At 71.8% G+C, this 18,190-nt stretch carries 18 protein-coding genes; 15 read left to right on the top strand and 3 right to left on the bottom strand.

The annotated features are described in order from the left end of the window. Positions 1-35 precede the first annotated feature (35 nt). A complete protein-coding gene (locus ACFZBX_RS01015; RefSeq protein ID WP_391530589.1) occupies positions 36-368 on the bottom strand; it encodes a MazG-like family protein in 333 nt (110 codons plus the stop codon). A gap of 120 nt (positions 369-488) precedes the next feature. Next, on the bottom strand, positions 489-1,166 hold the full coding sequence (locus ACFZBX_RS01010; protein WP_391530588.1) for a peptidylprolyl isomerase: 678 nt from the start codon (positions 1,164-1,166) through the stop codon (positions 489-491). Positions 1,167-1,374: 208 nt separating this feature from the next. On the opposite strand from ACFZBX_RS01010, the gene ACFZBX_RS01005 reads away from it, so the two are divergent. Continuing rightward, the gene (locus tag ACFZBX_RS01005) at positions 1,375-2,307 is read left to right on the top strand and encodes a DMT family transporter (protein ID WP_391530586.1); all 933 of its coding nucleotides are present in this window, start codon (positions 1,375-1,377) and stop codon (positions 2,305-2,307) included. A 22-nt stretch (positions 2,308-2,329) separates the two neighbouring features. Here ACFZBX_RS01005 and ACFZBX_RS01000 read toward each other — a convergent pair whose 3' ends face one another. Beyond that, entirely contained in the window at positions 2,330-2,944 is a 615-nt protein-coding gene (locus ACFZBX_RS01000; protein ID WP_391530584.1) for a hypothetical protein, read from the bottom strand. Between the two features lie 188 nt (positions 2,945-3,132). Between ACFZBX_RS01000 and ACFZBX_RS00995 the strand changes: the two genes are divergently transcribed. The 14 genes from ACFZBX_RS00995 (at position 3,133) to nuoL (ending at position 18,161) form a co-directional block, all read left to right on the top strand. Continuing rightward, a complete protein-coding gene (locus tag ACFZBX_RS00995) occupies positions 3,133-4,200 on the top strand; it encodes a sensor histidine kinase (RefSeq protein ID WP_391530583.1) in 1,068 nt (355 codons plus the stop codon). A 115-nt stretch (positions 4,201-4,315) separates the two neighbouring features. Then, positions 4,316-4,975, top strand: coding sequence for a response regulator (locus ACFZBX_RS00990; protein WP_391530581.1), 660 nt, complete (start codon positions 4,316-4,318; stop codon positions 4,973-4,975). 440 nt (positions 4,976-5,415) lie between these two features. After that, entirely contained in the window at positions 5,416-5,775 is a 360-nt protein-coding gene (locus tag ACFZBX_RS00985; RefSeq protein WP_014137597.1) for an NADH-quinone oxidoreductase subunit A, read from the top strand. Between the two features lie 60 nt (positions 5,776-5,835). Continuing rightward, positions 5,836-6,390, top strand: a complete 555-nt coding sequence (locus tag ACFZBX_RS00980; RefSeq protein WP_380757235.1) for a NuoB/complex I 20 kDa subunit family protein — start codon at positions 5,836-5,838, stop codon at positions 6,388-6,390. Further along, the gene (locus tag ACFZBX_RS00975) at positions 6,387-7,100 is read left to right on the top strand and encodes an NADH-quinone oxidoreductase subunit C (RefSeq protein WP_391530579.1); all 714 of its coding nucleotides are present in this window, start codon (positions 6,387-6,389) and stop codon (positions 7,098-7,100) included. Before ACFZBX_RS00980 ends, ACFZBX_RS00975 begins: the two co-directional genes overlap by 4 nt. Beyond that, positions 7,100-8,455: an NADH-quinone oxidoreductase subunit D gene (locus tag ACFZBX_RS00970; protein WP_391530577.1), complete on the top strand. Its 1,356-nt coding sequence runs from the start codon at positions 7,100-7,102 to the stop codon at positions 8,453-8,455. The genes ACFZBX_RS00975 and ACFZBX_RS00970 overlap by 1 nt, the downstream gene beginning before the upstream one ends. 17 nt (positions 8,456-8,472) lie before the next feature. Beyond that, a complete protein-coding gene (gene nuoE, locus ACFZBX_RS00965; protein ID WP_350553871.1) occupies positions 8,473-9,207 on the top strand; it encodes an NADH-quinone oxidoreductase subunit NuoE in 735 nt (244 codons plus the stop codon). After that, a complete protein-coding gene (gene nuoF / locus ACFZBX_RS00960) occupies positions 9,207-10,568 on the top strand; it encodes an NADH-quinone oxidoreductase subunit NuoF (RefSeq protein ID WP_380757229.1) in 1,362 nt (453 codons plus the stop codon). The genes nuoE and nuoF overlap by 1 nt, the downstream gene beginning before the upstream one ends. Beyond that, positions 10,565-13,051: an NADH-quinone oxidoreductase subunit G gene (locus ACFZBX_RS00955; protein ID WP_391530576.1), complete on the top strand. Its 2,487-nt coding sequence runs from the start codon at positions 10,565-10,567 to the stop codon at positions 13,049-13,051. Before nuoF ends, ACFZBX_RS00955 begins: the two co-directional genes overlap by 4 nt. Next, positions 13,048-14,406 carry an NADH-quinone oxidoreductase subunit NuoH gene (nuoH, locus tag ACFZBX_RS00950; protein ID WP_380757225.1) on the top strand — a complete coding sequence of 453 codons (1,359 nt, stop codon included), beginning with the start codon at positions 13,048-13,050 and terminating at the stop codon, positions 14,404-14,406. The genes ACFZBX_RS00955 and nuoH overlap by 4 nt, the downstream gene beginning before the upstream one ends. A gap of 6 nt (positions 14,407-14,412) precedes the next feature. Then, a complete protein-coding gene (gene nuoI / locus ACFZBX_RS00945) occupies positions 14,413-15,033 on the top strand; it encodes an NADH-quinone oxidoreductase subunit NuoI (RefSeq protein WP_391530575.1) in 621 nt (206 codons plus the stop codon). Beyond that, complete coding sequence (locus tag ACFZBX_RS00940; protein WP_380757221.1) at positions 15,030-15,956, top strand: NADH-quinone oxidoreductase subunit J; 927 nt, start codon at positions 15,030-15,032, stop codon at positions 15,954-15,956. The genes nuoI and ACFZBX_RS00940 overlap by 4 nt, the downstream gene beginning before the upstream one ends. Then, on the top strand, positions 15,953-16,252 hold the full coding sequence (gene nuoK, locus ACFZBX_RS00935) for an NADH-quinone oxidoreductase subunit NuoK (protein WP_030300898.1): 300 nt from the start codon (positions 15,953-15,955) through the stop codon (positions 16,250-16,252). The genes ACFZBX_RS00940 and nuoK overlap by 4 nt, the downstream gene beginning before the upstream one ends. Positions 16,253-16,265: 13 nt before the next feature. After that, positions 16,266-18,161 carry an NADH-quinone oxidoreductase subunit L gene (gene nuoL / locus ACFZBX_RS00930; RefSeq protein ID WP_391530573.1) on the top strand — a complete coding sequence of 632 codons (1,896 nt, stop codon included), beginning with the start codon at positions 16,266-16,268 and terminating at the stop codon, positions 18,159-18,161. Positions 18,162-18,190: the final 29 nt, after the last annotated feature.

Genomic DNA, 18,190 nt, shown 5'->3' with positions numbered 1-18,190 from the left:
CCTGATGTCCGACGCCTGACCGGGCGGTTCCGCCGTCAGCCGCCCTGGGTGCGGCCGGCGGCGGAGCGCTGCTCGACGTAGGCGAGGCGGTCGGCGAAGACCCGGGCCGCGTCCGGGGTGAGCGTGCGCAGGGCGACCAGGGCGGAGAAGACCACGTCGCACAGTTCGTGCTGGACGTCCTCCCAGCTGTGGGTGACGCCCTTGCGCGGGTTCTGGCCGGTGGCGCCGATCACCGCGGCGCTGACCTCGCCGACCTCCTCGGTGAGCTTGAGGATGCGGGCGAGCCGCTCCTCCCGCGGGGGGAGCGGGGTCTCCTCGTCGAGCCAGGCGACCAGGTGGTCGACGCTTTCCCAGATCCTGCTGTCCATGCGGTCCGCTCCCGTACGGTGTCGGTGGCCCGTGGGTGGGCTCGTGGATGGGGCCTGTCGGTGGGCCTGCTCCACCGTACGGGAGTCCGACGGACGGCTCAGCGCGTGGTCAGCGGGCGGTCAGCGGGCGGAGATCTTCACATTGCGGATGTTCACCGGCAGGGTCGGGAAGCCGTCGCCGGGGCTGTTCTGGTCGTCCTCGCCGCCGGCGGCGATCTTCTGCAGTACGTCCAGGCCCTCGGTGACCCGGCCGAACGGGGTGTAGGCGGGGGACAGCTTGGTGTCCTTCCAGACGAAGAAGAACTGGCTGCCGTTGGTGTTGGGCCCCGCGTTGGCCATCGCGACGGTGCCGGCCGGGTAGGTGGCGCCCTCCAGGTTCTCGTCCGGGAAGGAGTAGCCCGGGCCGCCGCTGCCGGTCCCGGTCGGGTCGCCGCACTGCAGTACGAAGAGCCGCTGGGTGGTGAGCCGGTGGCAGTGGCTGCGGTCGTAGTAGTCGCGCTCGGCGAGGAACCGGAACGAGAAGGTGGTACAGGGGGCCTTGTCGGTGAGCGCCTGGAAGGTGATCGCGCCCTGGGAGGTCTTCAGGGTCGCCTTGTACGGCTTGGCCGCCTTCCGGGCGTCGAAGACCGGGATGCCCTTGAAGTTGTCGGCGGGGACGGCCGGGGTGTAGGTGCAGGTGACCCCGGCGGTGCCGGTGCCGGAACCGGTCGACGGGGTGTCCGCGACGGCGGTGCCGGTGCTCGCGACGAGCGGCAGGACGGTGGCGGCGGCGATCAACGCCCAGTGCGTGCGCGTCACTTGACTGGCCTTCCGATGGGTGGGGGATGGCTCGCTTGGCATGGCGACATCATCCACGGCGGGATGGAGATCCGGTAGGGGGCGGAAAGCCGTTGATCCACGGCGGGGCGGTGCGCGAGGATGGCGGGCCCCGCTCAGCTCCGGGATCCGTCCGACGACGTGCGTGACTCTCGTGTGCCGCTCCCCGCTCGTTCCGAGAGGCTCCGCCGTGCGCGCTCCGTCCTCCACCCTGTTGCGTGATCTTCCGGTGCTGCTGGTGGCGGTGGTGTGGGGGTCGAGCTTCCTGGCGGTGCAGCGGGTGGCCGAACCGGGGACGGTGGTGGCGATGCTGGTCCTGCGGTTCGGCCTGGTGCTGCCCGTCCTGGGACTGGCCGCCTGGAGTTCGCTGCGGCGGTTGCGGCGCGCCGAGTGGCTGGCCGGGGCCGGACTGGGACTGGTGCTCGGGGCGATCTTCCTCCTGGAGACGTTCGGTGCGGTGCACACCTCGGCGACCAACGCCGGTCTGATCATCAGCCTCACGATCGTGTTCACTCCTCTCGCGGAGAGCGTGCTGACCAAGACGCCGCTGCCGCGCTCCTTCCTCGCGGCGGCCACCCTGGCGGTGGTGGGCATCGCACTGCTCACCGGGGACGGCGGGCTGCGCGCCCCGGCCTCGGGCGACCTGCTGGTGCTCGGCGCCGCCGTGGTGCGGACGGTCAACGTGCTGGCCACCGCCCGGACCCGGGCGATCCGGGAGAGCGACACCCTGGCCGTCACCTGGGTCCAGCTCGCGACAGCGACGCTGGTGTTCGCCGCCGTCGCCCCGTTCGCAGGCCCGCTGCCCTGGTCGGTCGCGGCCGCCTACGGGCCGGCCCAGTGGGGCTGGCTACTGCACCTGGCGCTGCTCTGCACGCTGTTCGCGTTCTTCGTGCAGATGTGGGCCGTCCGCGCCACCTCGCCCTCCCGGGTCAGCCTGCTGCTGGGCACCGAACCGCTCTGGGCGGCGGTGTTCGGGATCACCCTGGCCGGCAATCACCTCGGGCCGCTCGCCCTGCTGGGCGGCGCCCTCGTCCTGGCCGGCACCGAGTGGGGCCGGCGGACCGCCGCGGTGCCCCGCCGGGAGGAGGCGGAACCGGCGGAGCGGGCGTCGGTCCCGGCTTGACGGCCGGAGGAGGCGGACCTGCTCATCGGCGACGCCCCAGGGTGCGGCGGGCGTAGGCGACGGTGACGGCGGCGACCAGCGGACCCCAGGCGACCAGCGGCAGGTAGCAGAGGGTCATGATCACTCCGGCGAGGCCCTGTGGCGCGTCCGGATCGCTCAGCTCATGGGCCCAGCCGCCGAGCAGGGAACTCGTGGCGAGCAGGATCAGGACGGCCGATCCGAGTGCGGCGGGGACGATCGCGGCGAGAGGCCGGACGGCCCGGCCGCCGATGAACGGGATCCAGCGGGGAACCACCTCGCCCCAGGGGCGGACCAGCCCCAGGGTGAGGAAGGCCAGCACCTCGGCCAGCCCGCTCAGCGCGACGAGGTACGCGGTGCCCCAGCCCGGGGTGTTGCCCTCGAACGCCGCGGCCAGCTCCCCGCTGAAGCCGACCGGGACGCCGAGGCCGAGGGCGAGCCGCCAGAGCCCGGAGGGCACGGTGGTCCAGACGGTGGCGCGGGCGGCCAGCTCGGCCCAGCGCGGGGTGCCGGCCGGCCGGACGGCGCGCTTGCGCGGTACCGCGGAACCGGCTCCCGCGGAACCGGCTCCCGTGGAAGCGGCGAAGGCGGCGGACTCGCCGGCGGTGGTGGTGGACATGGTGACGGGCTCCCCTCCGGCCGACCACGGTGGCCGGCCCGACGGGATCAAGAGTGGCCCTCGGGCCGGGGTCGCCATCAGTGCCGATCGGGCTGTCTTCGCTGCTCGGAACGGGTGCGGAAATGTGCCGATCGGCACAGGCGGAGCGCTCCGGCGATCCGTAGGCTTCCCGCAGGAAGGAGGCGACGATGAGTCAGATGCTGGCGTTGGCCACCCCGGTGGCGGTGCTCTGCGGGTGGTGGCTGCGGTCCCGGTTCGGGACGGCGGTGGTGACGGGTGCGGCCGGCGCGGTGTCGGCCGGGGCCACGGCGGGCGTCTGGGCCACCGCCCGCTGGACCGAGGCCGAGCGCTGGACGGGTGTGGTCGGGCTGCTCGAACTCGTCGCCCTGCTCGCCCTGGTGGTCGTCACGCTGCGCGCCGAGGGAGGCCGGCGCGGGGCGGTGGCGGTCTGGACGGTCGGCGGCGCGGTCGCGCTCTGGCCGTCCCGGTTCCAGGAGATCGCGGGCCCGCAGGACGGGCTGACCCTCTTCGGGTTCGGCTCGACGCTCTCCCTGCCGGCCCTCCTGGTCGGGCTCTACCTGCGGGGGCTGGACGACACCCGGCGCCGCTCGGTGGCGGCGGCCCGCCGCGCCCAGCGCCTCGAACTCGCCCACGACCTGCACGACTTCGTGGCCCACGACGTCAGCGGGATGGTCGCCCAGGCACAGGCGGGCACGGTGCTGGCGGCCTCGGACCCGGTCCGCGCGGCGGCCCTGTTCGAGCGGATAGAGCGGGCCGGGCTGCAGGCCCTGGCCTCGCTCGACCGGACCGTCCACCTGCTGCGCAGCGAGGACGCCGACGGTCCGGAGCGCGGCCCGCAGCCCGGCCTGGCCGAACTGGCCGAGCTCACCGAGCGGTTCGCGGACTCGGGCGGTGTGGAGGTGCGGTTGGACGCCTCGGCCGAGGAGCCGGCGGTGCCCCGGGAGGTGGCGGCCACCGCCTACCGGGTCGTGGTCGAGGCGCTGACCAATGTGCGGCGGCACGCGCCCGCCGCCCGCACGGTCGAGGTCCGGGTGCGCCGTGAGGGGCGGCGGTTGACCGTACGGGTGCGGGACGACGGTGGCGCGTCTCCGCAGCCCTCCGGGCCACGCCGGGGCGGCGGCAGCGGACTGGCGGGGCTGGCCGCCCGGGTGGAGGCCCTGGGCGGCACGCTGGCCGCCGGCCGGGAGGGCGGCGGCTGGCAGGTGGCGGTCACCCTGCCGCTCACGGCCTGGTGACCGACCGGACCGGCGGCAGCAGCACGAGGACCAGATGCGGTAGGCACGGCACGGGGCCGTCCCGGCGGGCGGAACGAGCAGAACGTGCGGAACGAGCGGAAGAAGGCGTAGGCCGATGACGATCAGGGTGCTCCTCGCCGACGACGACGAGGCGATCCGCAGCGCGTACCGGATCATCCTCGACGCCCAGCCGGACATCGAGGTGGTGAACGAGGCGGCGGACGGCGAGGCGGCGCTCGCCCTGGCCGAGCGGCTGCGGCCGGACGTGATCCTCGCCGACATCCGGATGCCCCGACTGGACGGGCTGGAGCTGACCAGGCGGCTGGGCGGGGAGTTCCGGGTGGTCGTGGTGACCACCTTCGACCTGGACGAGTACGTGCACGAGGCGATCCGCGCGGGGGCGGCGGGCTTCCTGCTCAAGCGCTCCGGACCGGCGCTGCTGACGGAGGCTGTCCGCTCGGCCGTCGCGGGGGACGCGTTGATCAGCCCGCAGATCACCGTCCGGCTGCTCCGCCGGCTGTCGGGCGGCGCACCGCAGCGGGCGGCGGGCGGCCGGGCGGCGGAGCGCCCGCAGGCCGGCCCGGTCGAGGAACTCACGGCGAGGGAGAAGGAGATCGCGCGGCTGGTCGCGGACGGTGCGACCAATGCGGAGATCGCGGCGGAGCTGTTCATCAGCGCCGGGACGGTGAAGAACCACCTGGCCTCGGTCCAGCGGAAGCTCGGTGCCCGGAACCGGGTGGGCATCGCCGCCTGGGCGTGGGAGAGCGGCGCCTGAGCGCACCGTTCGCGCGCTTGTGAACGAAGGGTCAAGCGGGCGTTCGCGGAGCCGCCACCCCTGCGGGTGAGCCGCTATAACACGTCAACATGGCCTCCAGAAATTTGCTCTGGCAGAGGCATAGTTGATATAGGTGCGCGGCTCTGACCAGCCGCTTCGCAGATAATTGCGACTGCTTGTGACCATTTGACTTCTTTGCGTTGACAAATCTCGTCATGCACACCTTCGCCATGATTCACGAGGTGGCGGAGATCACAAAGATCGTCCTGAACTGCGTGTCGCAGATCACAAGCGGACGGGCATAGGATGCGCTCGTTCCAGGCTTTGTGAACTGCCTCACATGGGGTGGATCCGGGGAACTGGAACGCCGGGTTCACCGCAGAGTGACCCGTCGGTTCCGATCTGCAGTCAAGGACGACTGGACGGAGGGAGCGGGGGCTATGAATGCCTACGCGCCGATCCTCGTACTCGGTGCCATCGCGGCGGCGTTCGCGGTCGGCTCCGTCGTGATGGCCTCACTGACCGGCCCGAAGCGCTACAACCGGGCCAAGCTGGAGGCGTACGAGTGCGGCATCGAACCGACCCCGCAGCCCGTGGGCGGCGGTCGGTTCCCGATCAAGTACTACCTGACGGCGATGCTCTTCATCGTCTTCGACATCGAGATCGTCTTCCTCTACCCGTGGGCCGTGAGCTTCGACGCCCTGGGGATCTTCGGGCTGGTCGAGATGCTCCTGTTCATCGCCACCGTCTTCGTCGCCTACGCCTACGTCTGGCGCCGCGGCGGTCTGGAGTGGGACTGACCGCTGACCTTGTGAACGTGCGGACAAGCCAACGGACTTGAGGGCATTGAGAGGGATCTGATGGGAATCGAGGAGAAGCTGCCGAGCGGCTTTCTGCTCACGACCGTGGAGACGGCCGCCGGCTGGGTGCGCAAGGCGTCGCTCTTCCCGGCCACCTTCGGGCTGGCCTGCTGCGCGATCGAGATGATGACCACCGGCGCCGGCCGCTACGACCTGGCCCGGTTCGGCATGGAGGTGTTCCGGGGCTCCCCCCGGCAGGCCGACCTGATGATCGTGGCGGGCCGGGTGAGCCAGAAGATGGCCCCGGTGCTGCGCCAGGTTTACGACCAGATGCCCAATCCGAAGTGGGTCATCTCGATGGGCGTCTGCGCCTCGTCGGGCGGGATGTTCAACAACTACGCGATCGTGCAGGGCGTCGACCACATCGTCCCGGTGGACATCTACCTGCCCGGCTGCCCGCCCCGCCCGGAGATGCTGATGGACGCCATCCTGAAGCTGCACGACAAGATCCAGCACGAGCCGCTCGGCGTGAACAAGCGCCGCGCCGAGGAGCTGGGCGAGGCGCTCGCGCTGCAGGCGACCCCGGTCAGCGAGATGCGGGGGCTGCTGCGATGAACGACCAGGTACCCGAGACCCGTCGCGAGCAGCCGCGCCGCGAGATCCCGGTCGAGGTGGTCGGCCGCCGGCAGGGCATGTTCGGCGCCCAGGGCACCGGCGACACCTCCGGCTTCGGCGGGCTGGTCGCCCCGATCGCCCTGCCGCCGGCCAGCGAGCGCCCGTACGGCGGTTGGTTCGACGAGCTCGCCGACGAGCTGGAGGGCGCCCTGGAGGAACAGGGCCTGGACCCGGCCGAGGTGATCGAGAAGACCGTCGTCGACCGCGCCGAGCTCACCTTCCACGTGGCCCGCGAGCACCTGCTGCGCACCGCCCGCACCCTGCGCGACGACCCGGCGCTGCGCTTCGAGCTCTGCCTCGGGGTGAGCGGCGTGCACCACCCGGGCGACCGGGGCCGCGAACTGCACGCGGTCTACCACCTGCGCTCGATCACCCACGGCCGGCTGATCCGGCTGGAGGTCACCGCGCCGGACGACGACCCGCGCATCCCGTCCGTGGTCAGCGTCTACCCGACCAACGACTGGCACGAGCGCGAGGCCTACGACTTCTTCGGCCTGGTCTTCGAGGGCCACCCGGCGCTCACCCGGATCATGATGCCGGACGACTGGCTGGGGCACCCGCAGCGCAAGGACTACCCGCTCGGCGGCATCCCCGTCGAGTACAAGGGCGCCCAGATCCCGGCGCCCGACCAGCGGAGGTCGTACAGCTGATGAACACCCAGCACTACGAGGAGACGAACCAGGACGGCACCGCCGAGGCTGGCGCCCGGGACACCACCGAGGGCCGGGTCTTCACGGTCACCGGCGGTGACTGGGGCGAGGTGGTCGAGGCCGTCGGCCGCGCCGACGACGAGCGCATCATCGTCAACATGGGCCCGCAGCACCCCTCCACCCACGGGGTCCTGCGGCTGATCCTGGAGATCGACGGCGAGACGGTGACGGAGGCCCGCTGCGGCATCGGCTACCTCCACACCGGCATCGAGAAGAACATGGAGTTCCGCAGCTGGGTCCAGGGCACCACCTTCGTGACCCGGATGGACTACCTGACCCCGCTGTTCAACGAGACCGCCTACTGCCTGGCGGTCGAGAAGCTGCTCGGCATCACCGACGACATCCCCGAGCGGGCCAACGTCATCCGGGTGCTGATGATGGAGCTCAACCGGATCTCCTCCCACCTGGTCTGCCTGGCCACCGGCGGCATGGAGATCGGCTCCACCACGCTGATGATCTACGGCTTCCGCGACCGCGAGCTGATCTTGGACGTCTTCGAACTGGTCACCGGCCTGCGGATGAACCACGCGTACGTCCGCCCCGGCGGCCTCGCCCAGGACCTCCCGCCCGGCGCGGTCGACCAGATCCGCGAGGCCGTGAAGACCTTCCGCTCCCGGATGCACGAGTACGACAAACTCGCCACCGGCAACCCGGTGTTCAAGGCCCGCCTGGTCGACGTCGGCTTCCTCGACCTGCCCGGCTGCCTCGCCCTCGGCGCCACCGGGCCGATCCTGCGCGCCACCGGCCTGCCGCACGACCTGCGCAAGACCGACCCGTACTGCGGCTACGAGAACTACGACTTCGAGGTCGCGATCGCCGACAGCGCCGACTCCTACGGCCGTTTCCTGATCCGTCTGGAGGAGATGAAGCAGTCGCTGCGGATCGTCGAGCAGTGCCTGGACCGGCTGCGCCCCGGTCCGGTCATGGTGGCCGACAAGAAGATCGCCTGGCCGGCCCAACTCGCCGTCGGCCCGGACGGGATGGGCAACTCCCTCGACCACATCCGGAAGATCATGGGCACCTCCATGGAGGCCCTGATCCACCACTTCAAGCTGGTCACCGAGGGCTTCCGGGTCCCGGTCGGCCAGGCCTACACGGCGGTCGAGTCGCCCAAGGGCGAGCTGGGCGTGCACGTGGTCAGCGACGGCGGCACCCGCCCGTACCGGGTCCACTTCCGGGACCCGTCGTTCACCAATCTGCAGACGATGGCGGCGATGTGCGAGGGCGGCCAGGTGGCCGACGTCATCGTCGCGGTGGCCGGGATCGACCCGGTGATGGGAGGCGTGGACCGGTGACAGACGTCCAACTGGGGATGCCGGCGCTGCCGGCCAGGCCGTACCCCGAGGAGGTGCACGCCCGGCTGGCCGCCGACGCCGCGGAGCTGATCGGCCGCTACCCGGTGGCCCGGTCCGCCCTGCTGCCGCTGCTGCACCTGGTGCAGGCCGAGGAGGGCTTCGTCAGCCCCACCGGCATCCGGTTCTGCGCGGAGCAGCTGGACCTCACCACGGCCGAGGTCACCGCCGTCGCCACCTTCTACACGATGTACCGGCGCCGGCCCGCCGGCGAGTACCACGTCGGGGTTTGCACCAACACCCTGTGCGCGGTGCTCGGCGGCGACCAGATCTTCGCCGAGCTCCAGGAGCACCTCGGGATCGCCAACAACGAGACCACCGGCGACGGCCGGATCTCGATCGAGCACATCGAGTGCAACGCGGCCTGCGACTACGCGCCCGTGGTGATGGTCAACTGGGAGTTCTTCGACAACCAGACGCCGGAGAGCGCCAAGCGGCTGGTCGACGACCTGCGCGCGGGCCGCGAGGCCGTCCCCACCCGGGGCGCCCGGCTCTGCTCGTTCAAGGAGACCGCCCGGATCCTGGCCGGCTTCCCCGACGAGCGCCCCGGCGCCGTCGACGAGTCCGGCGCCGGCGGCGCCCCCTCGCTGGCCGGCCTGCGGCTGGCCCGCGGCGAGGCCCTGCCCGGCACCGGCGGCACCCGCGTCGTCTCCCCCCGCCACGAGGGCACCGGCCAGGAAGGGAACGAAGCGTGATGACCTCCGCCGAGCCGGCCGAGAAGCTGCTCACCCCCGTGCTGTCCGCCTCCTGGGACGACACCCGCCCCTGGAGCCTGGCCACCTACCGCCGGCACGCCGGGTACGAGGGCCTGCGGGCCGCCCTCGCCATGCCCCCGGACGACGTGATCGCCCTGGTCAAGGACGCCGGACTGCGCGGCCGCGGCGGCGCCGGCTTCCCGACCGGGATGAAGTGGCAGTTCATCCCGCAGAACGACGGCAAGCCGCACTACCTGGTGGTCAACGCGGACGAGTCCGAGCCGGGGACCTGCAAGGACATCCCGCTGCTGTTCGCCAACCCGCACTCGCTGATCGAGGGCATGATCATCGCGTCCTACGCGATCCGCTGCGACCACGCCTTCATCTACCTGCGCGGCGAGGTCGTCCCGGTGCTGCGCAGGCTCCAGGCCGCCGTCGCCGAGGCCTACGGGGCCGGGCTGCTCGGCAAGGACGCCCTCGGCTCCGGCCTCGACCTGGACATCACCGTCCACGCCGGCGCCGGCGCGTACATCTGCGGCGAGGAGACCGCGCTGCTCGACTCGCTGGAGGGCCGCCGCGGCCAGCCCAGGCTGCGCCCGCCGTTCCCGGCCATCGCCGGCCTCTACGCCTGCCCGACCGTGGTCAACAACGTCGAGTCGATCGCCTCGGTGCCGCCGATCCTGGCCCGGGGCAAGGACTGGTTCAAGGGCCTGGGCACCGAGAAGTCCCCCGGCTTCACGCTCTACTCGCTCTCCGGCCACGTCACCAACCCCGGCCAGTACGAGGCCCCGCTCGGCATCACGCTGCGCCAGCTGCTCGACATCAGCGGCGGCATCCGCCCCGGCCACCGGCTCAAGTTCTGGACCCCGGGCGGCTCCTCCACCCCGATGTTCACCGACGAGCACCTCGACGTCCCGCTCGACTACGAGGGCGTCGGCGCGGCCGGCTCGATGCTCGGCACCAAGGCCCTGCAGATCTTCGACGAGACGACCTGCGTCGTCCGCGCGGTCACCCGCTGGACGGAGTTCTACGCCCACGAGTCCTGCGGCAAGTGCACCCCCTGCCGCGAGGGCACCTACTGGCTGGTCCAGCTGCTCAAGCGGATCGAGGCCGGCGGGGGCACCGAGGGCGACCTCGAGAAGCTCCTGGACATCGCCGACAACATCAACGGCAAGTCGTTCTGCGCCCTGGGCGACGGCGCGGCCAGCCCGATCGTCTCCTCGCTCCAGCACTTCCGGGCCGAGTACGAGCAGCACCTCGTCGAGCGCCGCTGCCCGTTCGACCCGGCCGCCTCCACCGTCTGGGCCGACGGCCCCCGCCCCGGCCACCAGTCCGCCACCGAAAGGGAGGTGCACGCGTGACGATCACTGAACCCTCCACCTCCAAGGGCGGCCAGGCCGCGGTCGAGCTGGTCACGCTCACCATCGACGGCGTCGAAGTGCAGGTCCCCAAGGGGACGCTGGTGATCCGGGCCGCCGAGCAGATCGGCACCCAGGTCCCGCGCTTCTGCGACCACCCGCTGCTCGACCCGGCCGGCGCCTGCCGGCAGTGCATCGTGGAGATCGAGGGCCAGCGCAAGCCGGTCGCCTCGTGCACCATCCCGGTCGCCGAGGGCATGGTGGTCCGCACCCAGCTCAGCTCGCCGGTCGCCGAGAAGGCCCAGCGCGGAGTGATGGAGCTGCTGCTGATCAACCACCCGCTGGACTGCCCGGTCTGCGACAAGGGCGGCGAGTGCCCGCTGCAGAACCAGGCGATGTCCACCGGCGACACGGACTCCCGCTTCGAGGGGATGAAGCGCACCTACGAGAAGCCGGTGCCGATCAGCAGCCAGGTGCTGCTCGACCGGGAGCGCTGCGTACTGTGCGCCCGCTGCACCCGGTTCTCCCAGCAGATCGCCGGCGACCCGTTCATCGACCTGGTCGAGCGCGGTGCCCTCCAGCAGGTCGGCACCGGCGAGGGCGACGACTTCGAGTCGTACTTCTCCGGCAACACCATCCAGATCTGCCCGGTCGGCGCCCTCACCTCGGCGGCCTATCGTTTCCGCTCCCGCCCGTTCGACCTGGTCTCCTCGCCGAGCGTCTGCGAGCACTGCTCCTCCGGCTGCGCCCAGCGCACCGACCACCGGCGCGGCAAGGTGCTGCGCCGGCTGGCCGGCGAGGACCCGGCGGTCAACGAGGAGTGGAACTGCGACAAGGGCCGGTTCGCCTTCCGCTACGCCCAGCAGCGTGACCGGATCACCGCCCCGCTGGTCCGCCGGGACGGCGAACTCGTCGCCGTCTCCTGGCCGGAGGCGCTGGCCGCGGCCGCCGAGGGGCTGCGCGAGGCCCGCACCGGCGTGCTCACCGGTGGCCGGGTCACCGTCGAGGACGCCTACGCCTACGCCAAGTTCGCCCGGGTGGTGCTCGGCACCAACGACGTGGACTTCCGGGCCCGCCCGCACAGCGCCGAGGAGGCGGAGTTCCTGGCCGCCGCGGTCGCCGGGCAGGGCGTGGACCTCACCGGCGAGGGCGTGACCTACCAGGACCTGGAGGTCGCGCCGGTGGCGCTGCTGGTGGCCCTGGAGCCGGAGGAGGAGTCACCGATCGTCTTCCTGCGGCTGCGCAAGGCCAACCGCAACCGCGGCCTGGCGGTCTTCTCGGTCGCCGCGCACGCCTCCCGGGGACTGGCCAAGCTGCACGGGGCGCTACTGCCGGCCGCCCCCGGCACCGAGGCCGAGTGGCTGGCCGCGCTCGCCGCCGACGAACCGCTCAACGACGAGGCCGGCCGCGCCGCCGGACTGCTCCGCACCCCCGGCGCGGTGATCCTGGTCGGCGAGCGGGCGGCCGGCGCGCCGGGCGCGCTCTCCGCCGCGCTGCGCCTCGCGCACGCCACCGGCGCCCGGCTCGCCTGGATCCCCCGGCGGGCCGGCGAGCGCGGCGCGGTCGAGGCGGGCGCGCTGCCCGGACTGCTGCCGGGCGGTCGCCCGGTGAACTCCGCGGCCGCCCGGGCCGAGGCCGCCGCCGCCTGGGGCGTGCCCGGCCTGCCGGTACGGCCCGGCCGGGACACCGAGGAGATCCTCGCCGCGGCCGTCGGCGGTGAACTCGGCGCGCTGCTGGTCGGCGGCCTCGACCCGGAGGACCTCGCCGACCCGGCGCGGGCCGAACTGGCCCTGGCCGCCGTCCCGTTCGTGGTCTCGCTGGAACTGCGCCCGTCCGCCGTCACCGCGCACGCCGACGTGGTGCTGCCGGTGGCCGCGGTCGCCGAGAAGGCCGGCACCTTCCTGGACTGGGAGGGCCGGGTGCGGATGTTCGAGGCCGCGCTCAAGCCGGACCAGCAGATGGGCCGTCATCTGCACCCGGACCTGCGGGTGCTGAACATGCTGGCCGAATCGCTGGGCCACCGGCTCGGCCTGCCCGACGTCCGCGCCGCCCGGCTGGAGCTGGACCGGTTCGCGCCCTGGGCCGGCGAGCGCCCGGCCGCCCCGGCCGGCCATCCCGGTGTGCTGCCCCGCCCGGCCACCGGGCAGGCGGTGCTGGCCGGCTGGCGCCTGCTGCTCGACAACGGCTCGCTCCAGCAGGGCGATCCGCACCTGGCCGGCACCCGGCACCGCGCGGTCGCCCGGATCTCGCCGACCACCGCCGAGGAGATCGGCGCCCTCGGCGCCCCCGCGCTGCGGCTCACCGGCCCGGCCGGCTCGCTCGCCCTGCCGCTGGAGATCAGCAAGGAGATGCCGGACCGGACGGTCTGGATCCCGCTCAACTCCACCCCGGGCGGCGCCCACCGCGCGCTCGGCACCACCACCGGCCACCTGGTCACCATCGCCCCGGCGCAGGACGTCGTCGAGCCCGAGGAGGAGGAGAAGTGAACCCCACCTCGCACCCACTGGCCGGGTACGACCTCGCCGCGTACGAGACGCTCGGCTTCTTCGGCCGCGACCCCTGGTGGCTGGTCCTGCTGAAGGCGGTGTTCTGCTTCGCCTTCCTGGTCGGCACGGTGCTCGTGGCGATCGTCTGGGAGCGCAAGGTGGTCGCCTGGATGCAGCTGCGCATCGGGCCCAACCGGCACGGTCCCTGGGGCCTGCTGCAGTCGCTCGCCGACGGCGTGAAGCTGGCGCTCAAGGAAGACCTGGTGGTCAAGGGCTCCGACAAGGTCGTCTACATCCTGGCCCCGATCGTCTGCGCCATCCCGGCGTTCATGGCCTTCGCGGTGATCCCGTTCGGCCCGGCCGGCGACGAGATCTCGGTGTTCGGCACCCGGACGCCGATGCAGCTGACCGACTTCCCGGTGGCGCTGCTCTACATCCTGGCCACCGCCTCGGTCGGCATCTACGGCATCGTGCTGGCGGGCTGGTCCTCCGGCTCGACCTACCCGCTGCTGGGCGGACTGCGCTCCTCGGCCCAGATGATCAGCTACGAGATCGCGATGGGCCTGTCCTTCGCGGCGGTGTTCATCTACTCCGGCTCGATGTCCACCTCGGAGATCGTCTCCTCGCAACAGCCGACCTGGTTCGCGGTGCTGCTGCCGGTGTCCTTCATCGTCTACATCGTGGCGATGGTCGGCGAGACCAACCGCGCGCCCTTCGACCTCCCGGAGGCCGAGGGCGAGCTGGTCGGCGGCTTCAACACCGAGTACTCCTCGCTGAAGTTCGCGATGTTCATGCTGGCCGAGTACATCAACATGGTCACCGTCTCGGCCGTCGCCTCCACTCTGTTCCTGGGCGGCTGGCGGGCCCCCTGGCCGGTCTCCACCTTCTGGGAGGGCGCCAACCACGGCTGGTGGCCGCTGCTCTGGATCACCCTCAAGATCCAGCTGCTGCTGTTCTTCTTCATCTGGCTGCGCGGCACCCTGCCCCGGTTCCGCTACGACCAGTTCATGAAGCTCGGCTGGAAGGTGCTCATCCCGGTCTCGCTGGTCTGGCTGGTGATGGTGGCCGCCGTCCGGGCGCTGCGCAACGAGGGCTACGGCTTCGGCGAGGTGGTGCTGTACGTCGGCGCCCCGGTCGGCGCGCTGCTGCTGCTCGGTCTGCTGCGGGACGTCGTCAAGCGGCGGCCGGAGACCGAGGACGGCGCGCCGAGCGGGGAGTTCGACCCGATGGCCGGCGGCTATCCGGTGCCCCCGCTGCCCGGCCAGCAGCTCCCGCCGGTCCCGCGCCGGCGCAGCCGCGCCCCGAAGCAACTCCAGGACGCCCTCAACGGGGCCGACCATTCCGAAGGGAGCTGAACCGAGATGTCGTCCGACCAGAACCCCCGGTCCGACCGGTCCGACCGGCCCGAGCGGGCCGAGAAGCCGTCCATCCTCGGACCGGCCGCCGGCTTCGGCGTGACCTTCAAGGCCATGTTCAAGAAGCGGCTCACCGAGCAGTACCCGGAGCAGAAGAAGCCCACCGCCCCGCGCTTCCACGGCCGCCACCAGCTGAACCGGCACCCGGACGGCCTGGAGAAGTGCGTCGGCTGCGAGCTCTGCGCCTGGGCCTGCCCGGCCGACGCCATCTACGTCGAGGGCGCGGACAACCGGGAGGAGGAGCGCTACTCGCCCGGTGAGCGGTACGGCGCGGTCTACCAGATCAACTACGCCCGCTGCATCCTGTGCGGCCTGTGCATCGAGGCCTGCCCGACCCGGGCGCTCACCATGACCAACGAGTACGAGCTCGCGGACTCCTCCCGCAAGGACCTCATCTTCACCAAGGAGCAGCTGCTGGTGGGCCTCTCCGAGGGCATGGTCGACACCCCGCACGCGATCTTCCCGGGCGCCGACGAGGGCGCGTACTACCGGGGCGAGATCACCGCGGCGGCGCCCGGCACCGAGCTCCAGGAGCGCACCGAGCGGGAGAGGGAGGCGCAGTCGTGACCGCCGCCCCCGTCGCCCTCGCCGCCGTCTCCGGCGCGGCCTCCACCGGCGAGGCCGTCCAGTTCTGGGTGCTCGCGGTGATCGCCGTCGGCGGTGCGCTGGGCATGCTGCTGATGCGGAAGGCGGTGCACAGCGCGCTCTGCCTGGCCGCCACCATGCTCGCCCTGGCGGTCTGTTACATGGCCCAGGGCGCGGTGTTCCTGGGCGTGGTGCAGATCGTCGTCTACACCGGCGCGATCATGATGCTCTTCCTGTTCGTGGTGATGCTGGTCGGTGTGACCAGCGCGGACTCGCTGAAGGAGCAGCTGAAGGGCCAGCGGTTCGCCGCCCTGCTCTGCGGGCTCGGCTTCGGCGTGCTGCTGGTCGCCGGGATCGCCAACGCCAAACTGGACACCTTCGCCGGCCTCTCGGAGGCCAACGCCGAGGGCAACGTCCAGGGCTTGGCCCGGCTGATCTTCACCAAGTACGTGTGGTCCTTCGAGGTCACCGGCGCGCTGCTGATCACGGCGGCGATCGGCGCCATGGTGCTGACCCACCGCGAGCACGTGAAGGCCCCGAAGACCCAGCGCGAGCTGGCCGCCCAGCGGGTCGCCGACAACCTCCAGGTCCCGCCGCTGCCCGCGCCCGGCGTCTACGCCCGGCACAACGCGGTGGACATCCCCGGCCTGCTGCCGGACGGCTCGATCGCCGAGGACTCGGTGATGGCGACCCTGCGCGAGCGCGGCCAGATCCGCGACGTCAGCCAGGAGATGCTGGCCCGGATGGCCGAGCTGGAGTCCACCACCGCCGACTGGCTGGGCCGCCCGCCGTCCGAGCGCCCGCCGGTGACCGGCCCGCGCCAGGCGCTGGAGCCGGTGGCCGCCAACCACACGGCGCCGGCGAACCGCCCGGCGTCCGACCACGACGAGGAGGGGGCGGAGTGAATCCGGTCAACTACCTCTATCTCTCCGCCCTGTTGTTCACCATCGGCGCCTCCGGCGTGCTGATCCGGCGGAACGCGATCGTCCTGTTCATGTGCGTCGAGCTGATGCTCAACGCCTCCAACCTGGCGCTGGTCACCTTCTCCCGGATGCACGGCAACCTGGACGGCCAGATCATCGCGTTCTTCACCATGGTGGTCGCGGCGGCCGAGGTCGTGGTGGGCCTCGCGATCATCGTCTCGATCTTCAGGACCAGGCACTCCGCTTCGGTCGACGACAGCAACCTGATGAAGCTGTAGGCGGAGGGCCTCGGTGAACTCTCTCATTCCGCTGCTGGTCGCGGCTCCGCTGGCCGGCGCCGCCCTGCTGCTGCTCGGCGGCCGTGCCTTCGACCGCTTCGGCCACTGGCTGGCCACCGCGCTCGCCGCACTGTCCTTCGGCTTCGGCCTCGCGCTGTTCTCGTCCATGCTGGGCCGGGACGCCGAGGAACGCGCCGTCACCGAGCACCTGTTCAGCTGGATCCCGGTGAACGGCTTCCAGGCCGCCGTCGCCTTCCGGCTCGACCAGCTCTCGATGACCTTCGTCCTGCTGATCACCGGCGTCGGCACGCTGATCCACCTCTACTCGGTGGGCTACATGGCGCAGGACGAGCGCCGGCGCCGCTTCTTCGCCTATCTGAACCTCTTCCTGGCGGCCATGCTGCTGCTGGTGGTGGCCGACAACTACCTGCTGCTGTACTTCGGCTGGGAGGGCGTGGGCCTCGCCTCGTACCTGCTGATCGGCTTCTGGCAGCACAAGCCGAGCGCCGCGACGGCCGCCAAGAAGGCGTTCATCGTCAACCGGGTCGGCGACCTGGGCCTGTCCATCGCGATCATGCTGATGTTCGTCGAGTTCGGCTCCTTCGCCTTCGAGCCGGTCTTCGCCACCGCGGACAGCGCGAGCGAGGGCAAGCTGACCGCGATCGGCCTGATGCTGCTGCTCGCCGCCTGCGGCAAGTCCGCGCAGGTGCCGCTGCAGTCCTGGCTCGGGGACGCGATGGAGGGCCCGACCCCGGTCTCCGCGCTGATCCACGCGGCCACCATGGTCACCGCCGGCGTCTACCTGATCACCCGCTCCGGGGCGATCTTCAACCTGGCGCCGGACGCCCAGACCGCCGTCGTGGTGGTCGGCGCGGTCACCCTGCTCTTCGGTGCGATCGTCGGTTGCGCCAAGGACGACATCAAGAAGGCGCTGGCCGGCTCGACCATGTCGCAGATCGGCTACATGATCCTCGCCGCCGGCCTCGGCCCGATCGGCTACGCCTTCGCGATCATGCACCTGGTGACCCACGGCTTCTTCAAGGCCGGGCTGTTCCTGGGCGCCGGGTCGGTCATGCACGGCATGAACGACGAGGTGAACATGCGTCACTACGGCGGCCTGCGGAAGTACATGCCGGTCACCTTCGTGACCTTCGGCCTCGGCTACCTGGCCATCATCGGCTTCCCGGGCCTGTCCGGCTTCTTCTCCAAGGACAAGATCATCGAGGCGGCGTTCGCCAAGGGCGGCACCGAGGGCTGGATCCTCGGCCTGTGCACCCTGACCGGCGCCGCGGTCACCGCGTTCTACATGACCCGGGTGATGATCCTGACCTTCTTCGGCGAGAAGCGCTGGCAGCCGGACGCCGAGGGCCATGAGCCGCACCCGCACGAGTCGCCGCGCACCATGACCGTCCCGATGATCCTGCTGGCGGTCGGCTCGGTGTTCGCCGGCGGGCTGTTCGCCTTCAACGACTCCTTCCTGCGCTGGCTGGAGCCGGTCACCGGCTACGAGCACGGTCACTCGCCGCTCGGCGCACTCACCGTCACCCTGCTCACCAGCGCCTGCATGGTGGCCGGCGTCGCGCTCGCGTACCTGGTGTACGGCCGCTCCGCCGTCCCGGTGGTGCCGCCCTACGGCTCCCCGCTCACCCGGGCCGCCCGCCGGGACCTGCTCCAGGACGACTTCAACCACGCCGTCCTGGTCCGCCCCGGCTCGGCGCTCACGGCGGCCCTGGTCTACTTCGACAGCCGCGGCCTGGACGGCTTCGTCAACGGCCTGGCCGCCACCATCGGCGGCGTCTCCAGCCGGCTGCGGCGGATCCAGAACGGCCACGTCCGCTCGTACGCGCTCTCCATGTTCGGCGGCACGCTGGTGCTGGTCGCCACGACTCTCCTGATGAGGTCCGTCTGATGCACCCGGATTACACACGTCGTCAGGAG

The sequence above is a fragment of the Kitasatospora sp. NPDC008115 genome (genome assembly GCF_042957205.1).
GTDB lineage: Bacteria > Actinomycetota > Actinomycetes > Streptomycetales > Streptomycetaceae > Kitasatospora.
Note: the sequence above shows the minus strand (reverse complement) of the source record. Positions and strands in the feature narration are given on the sequence as shown.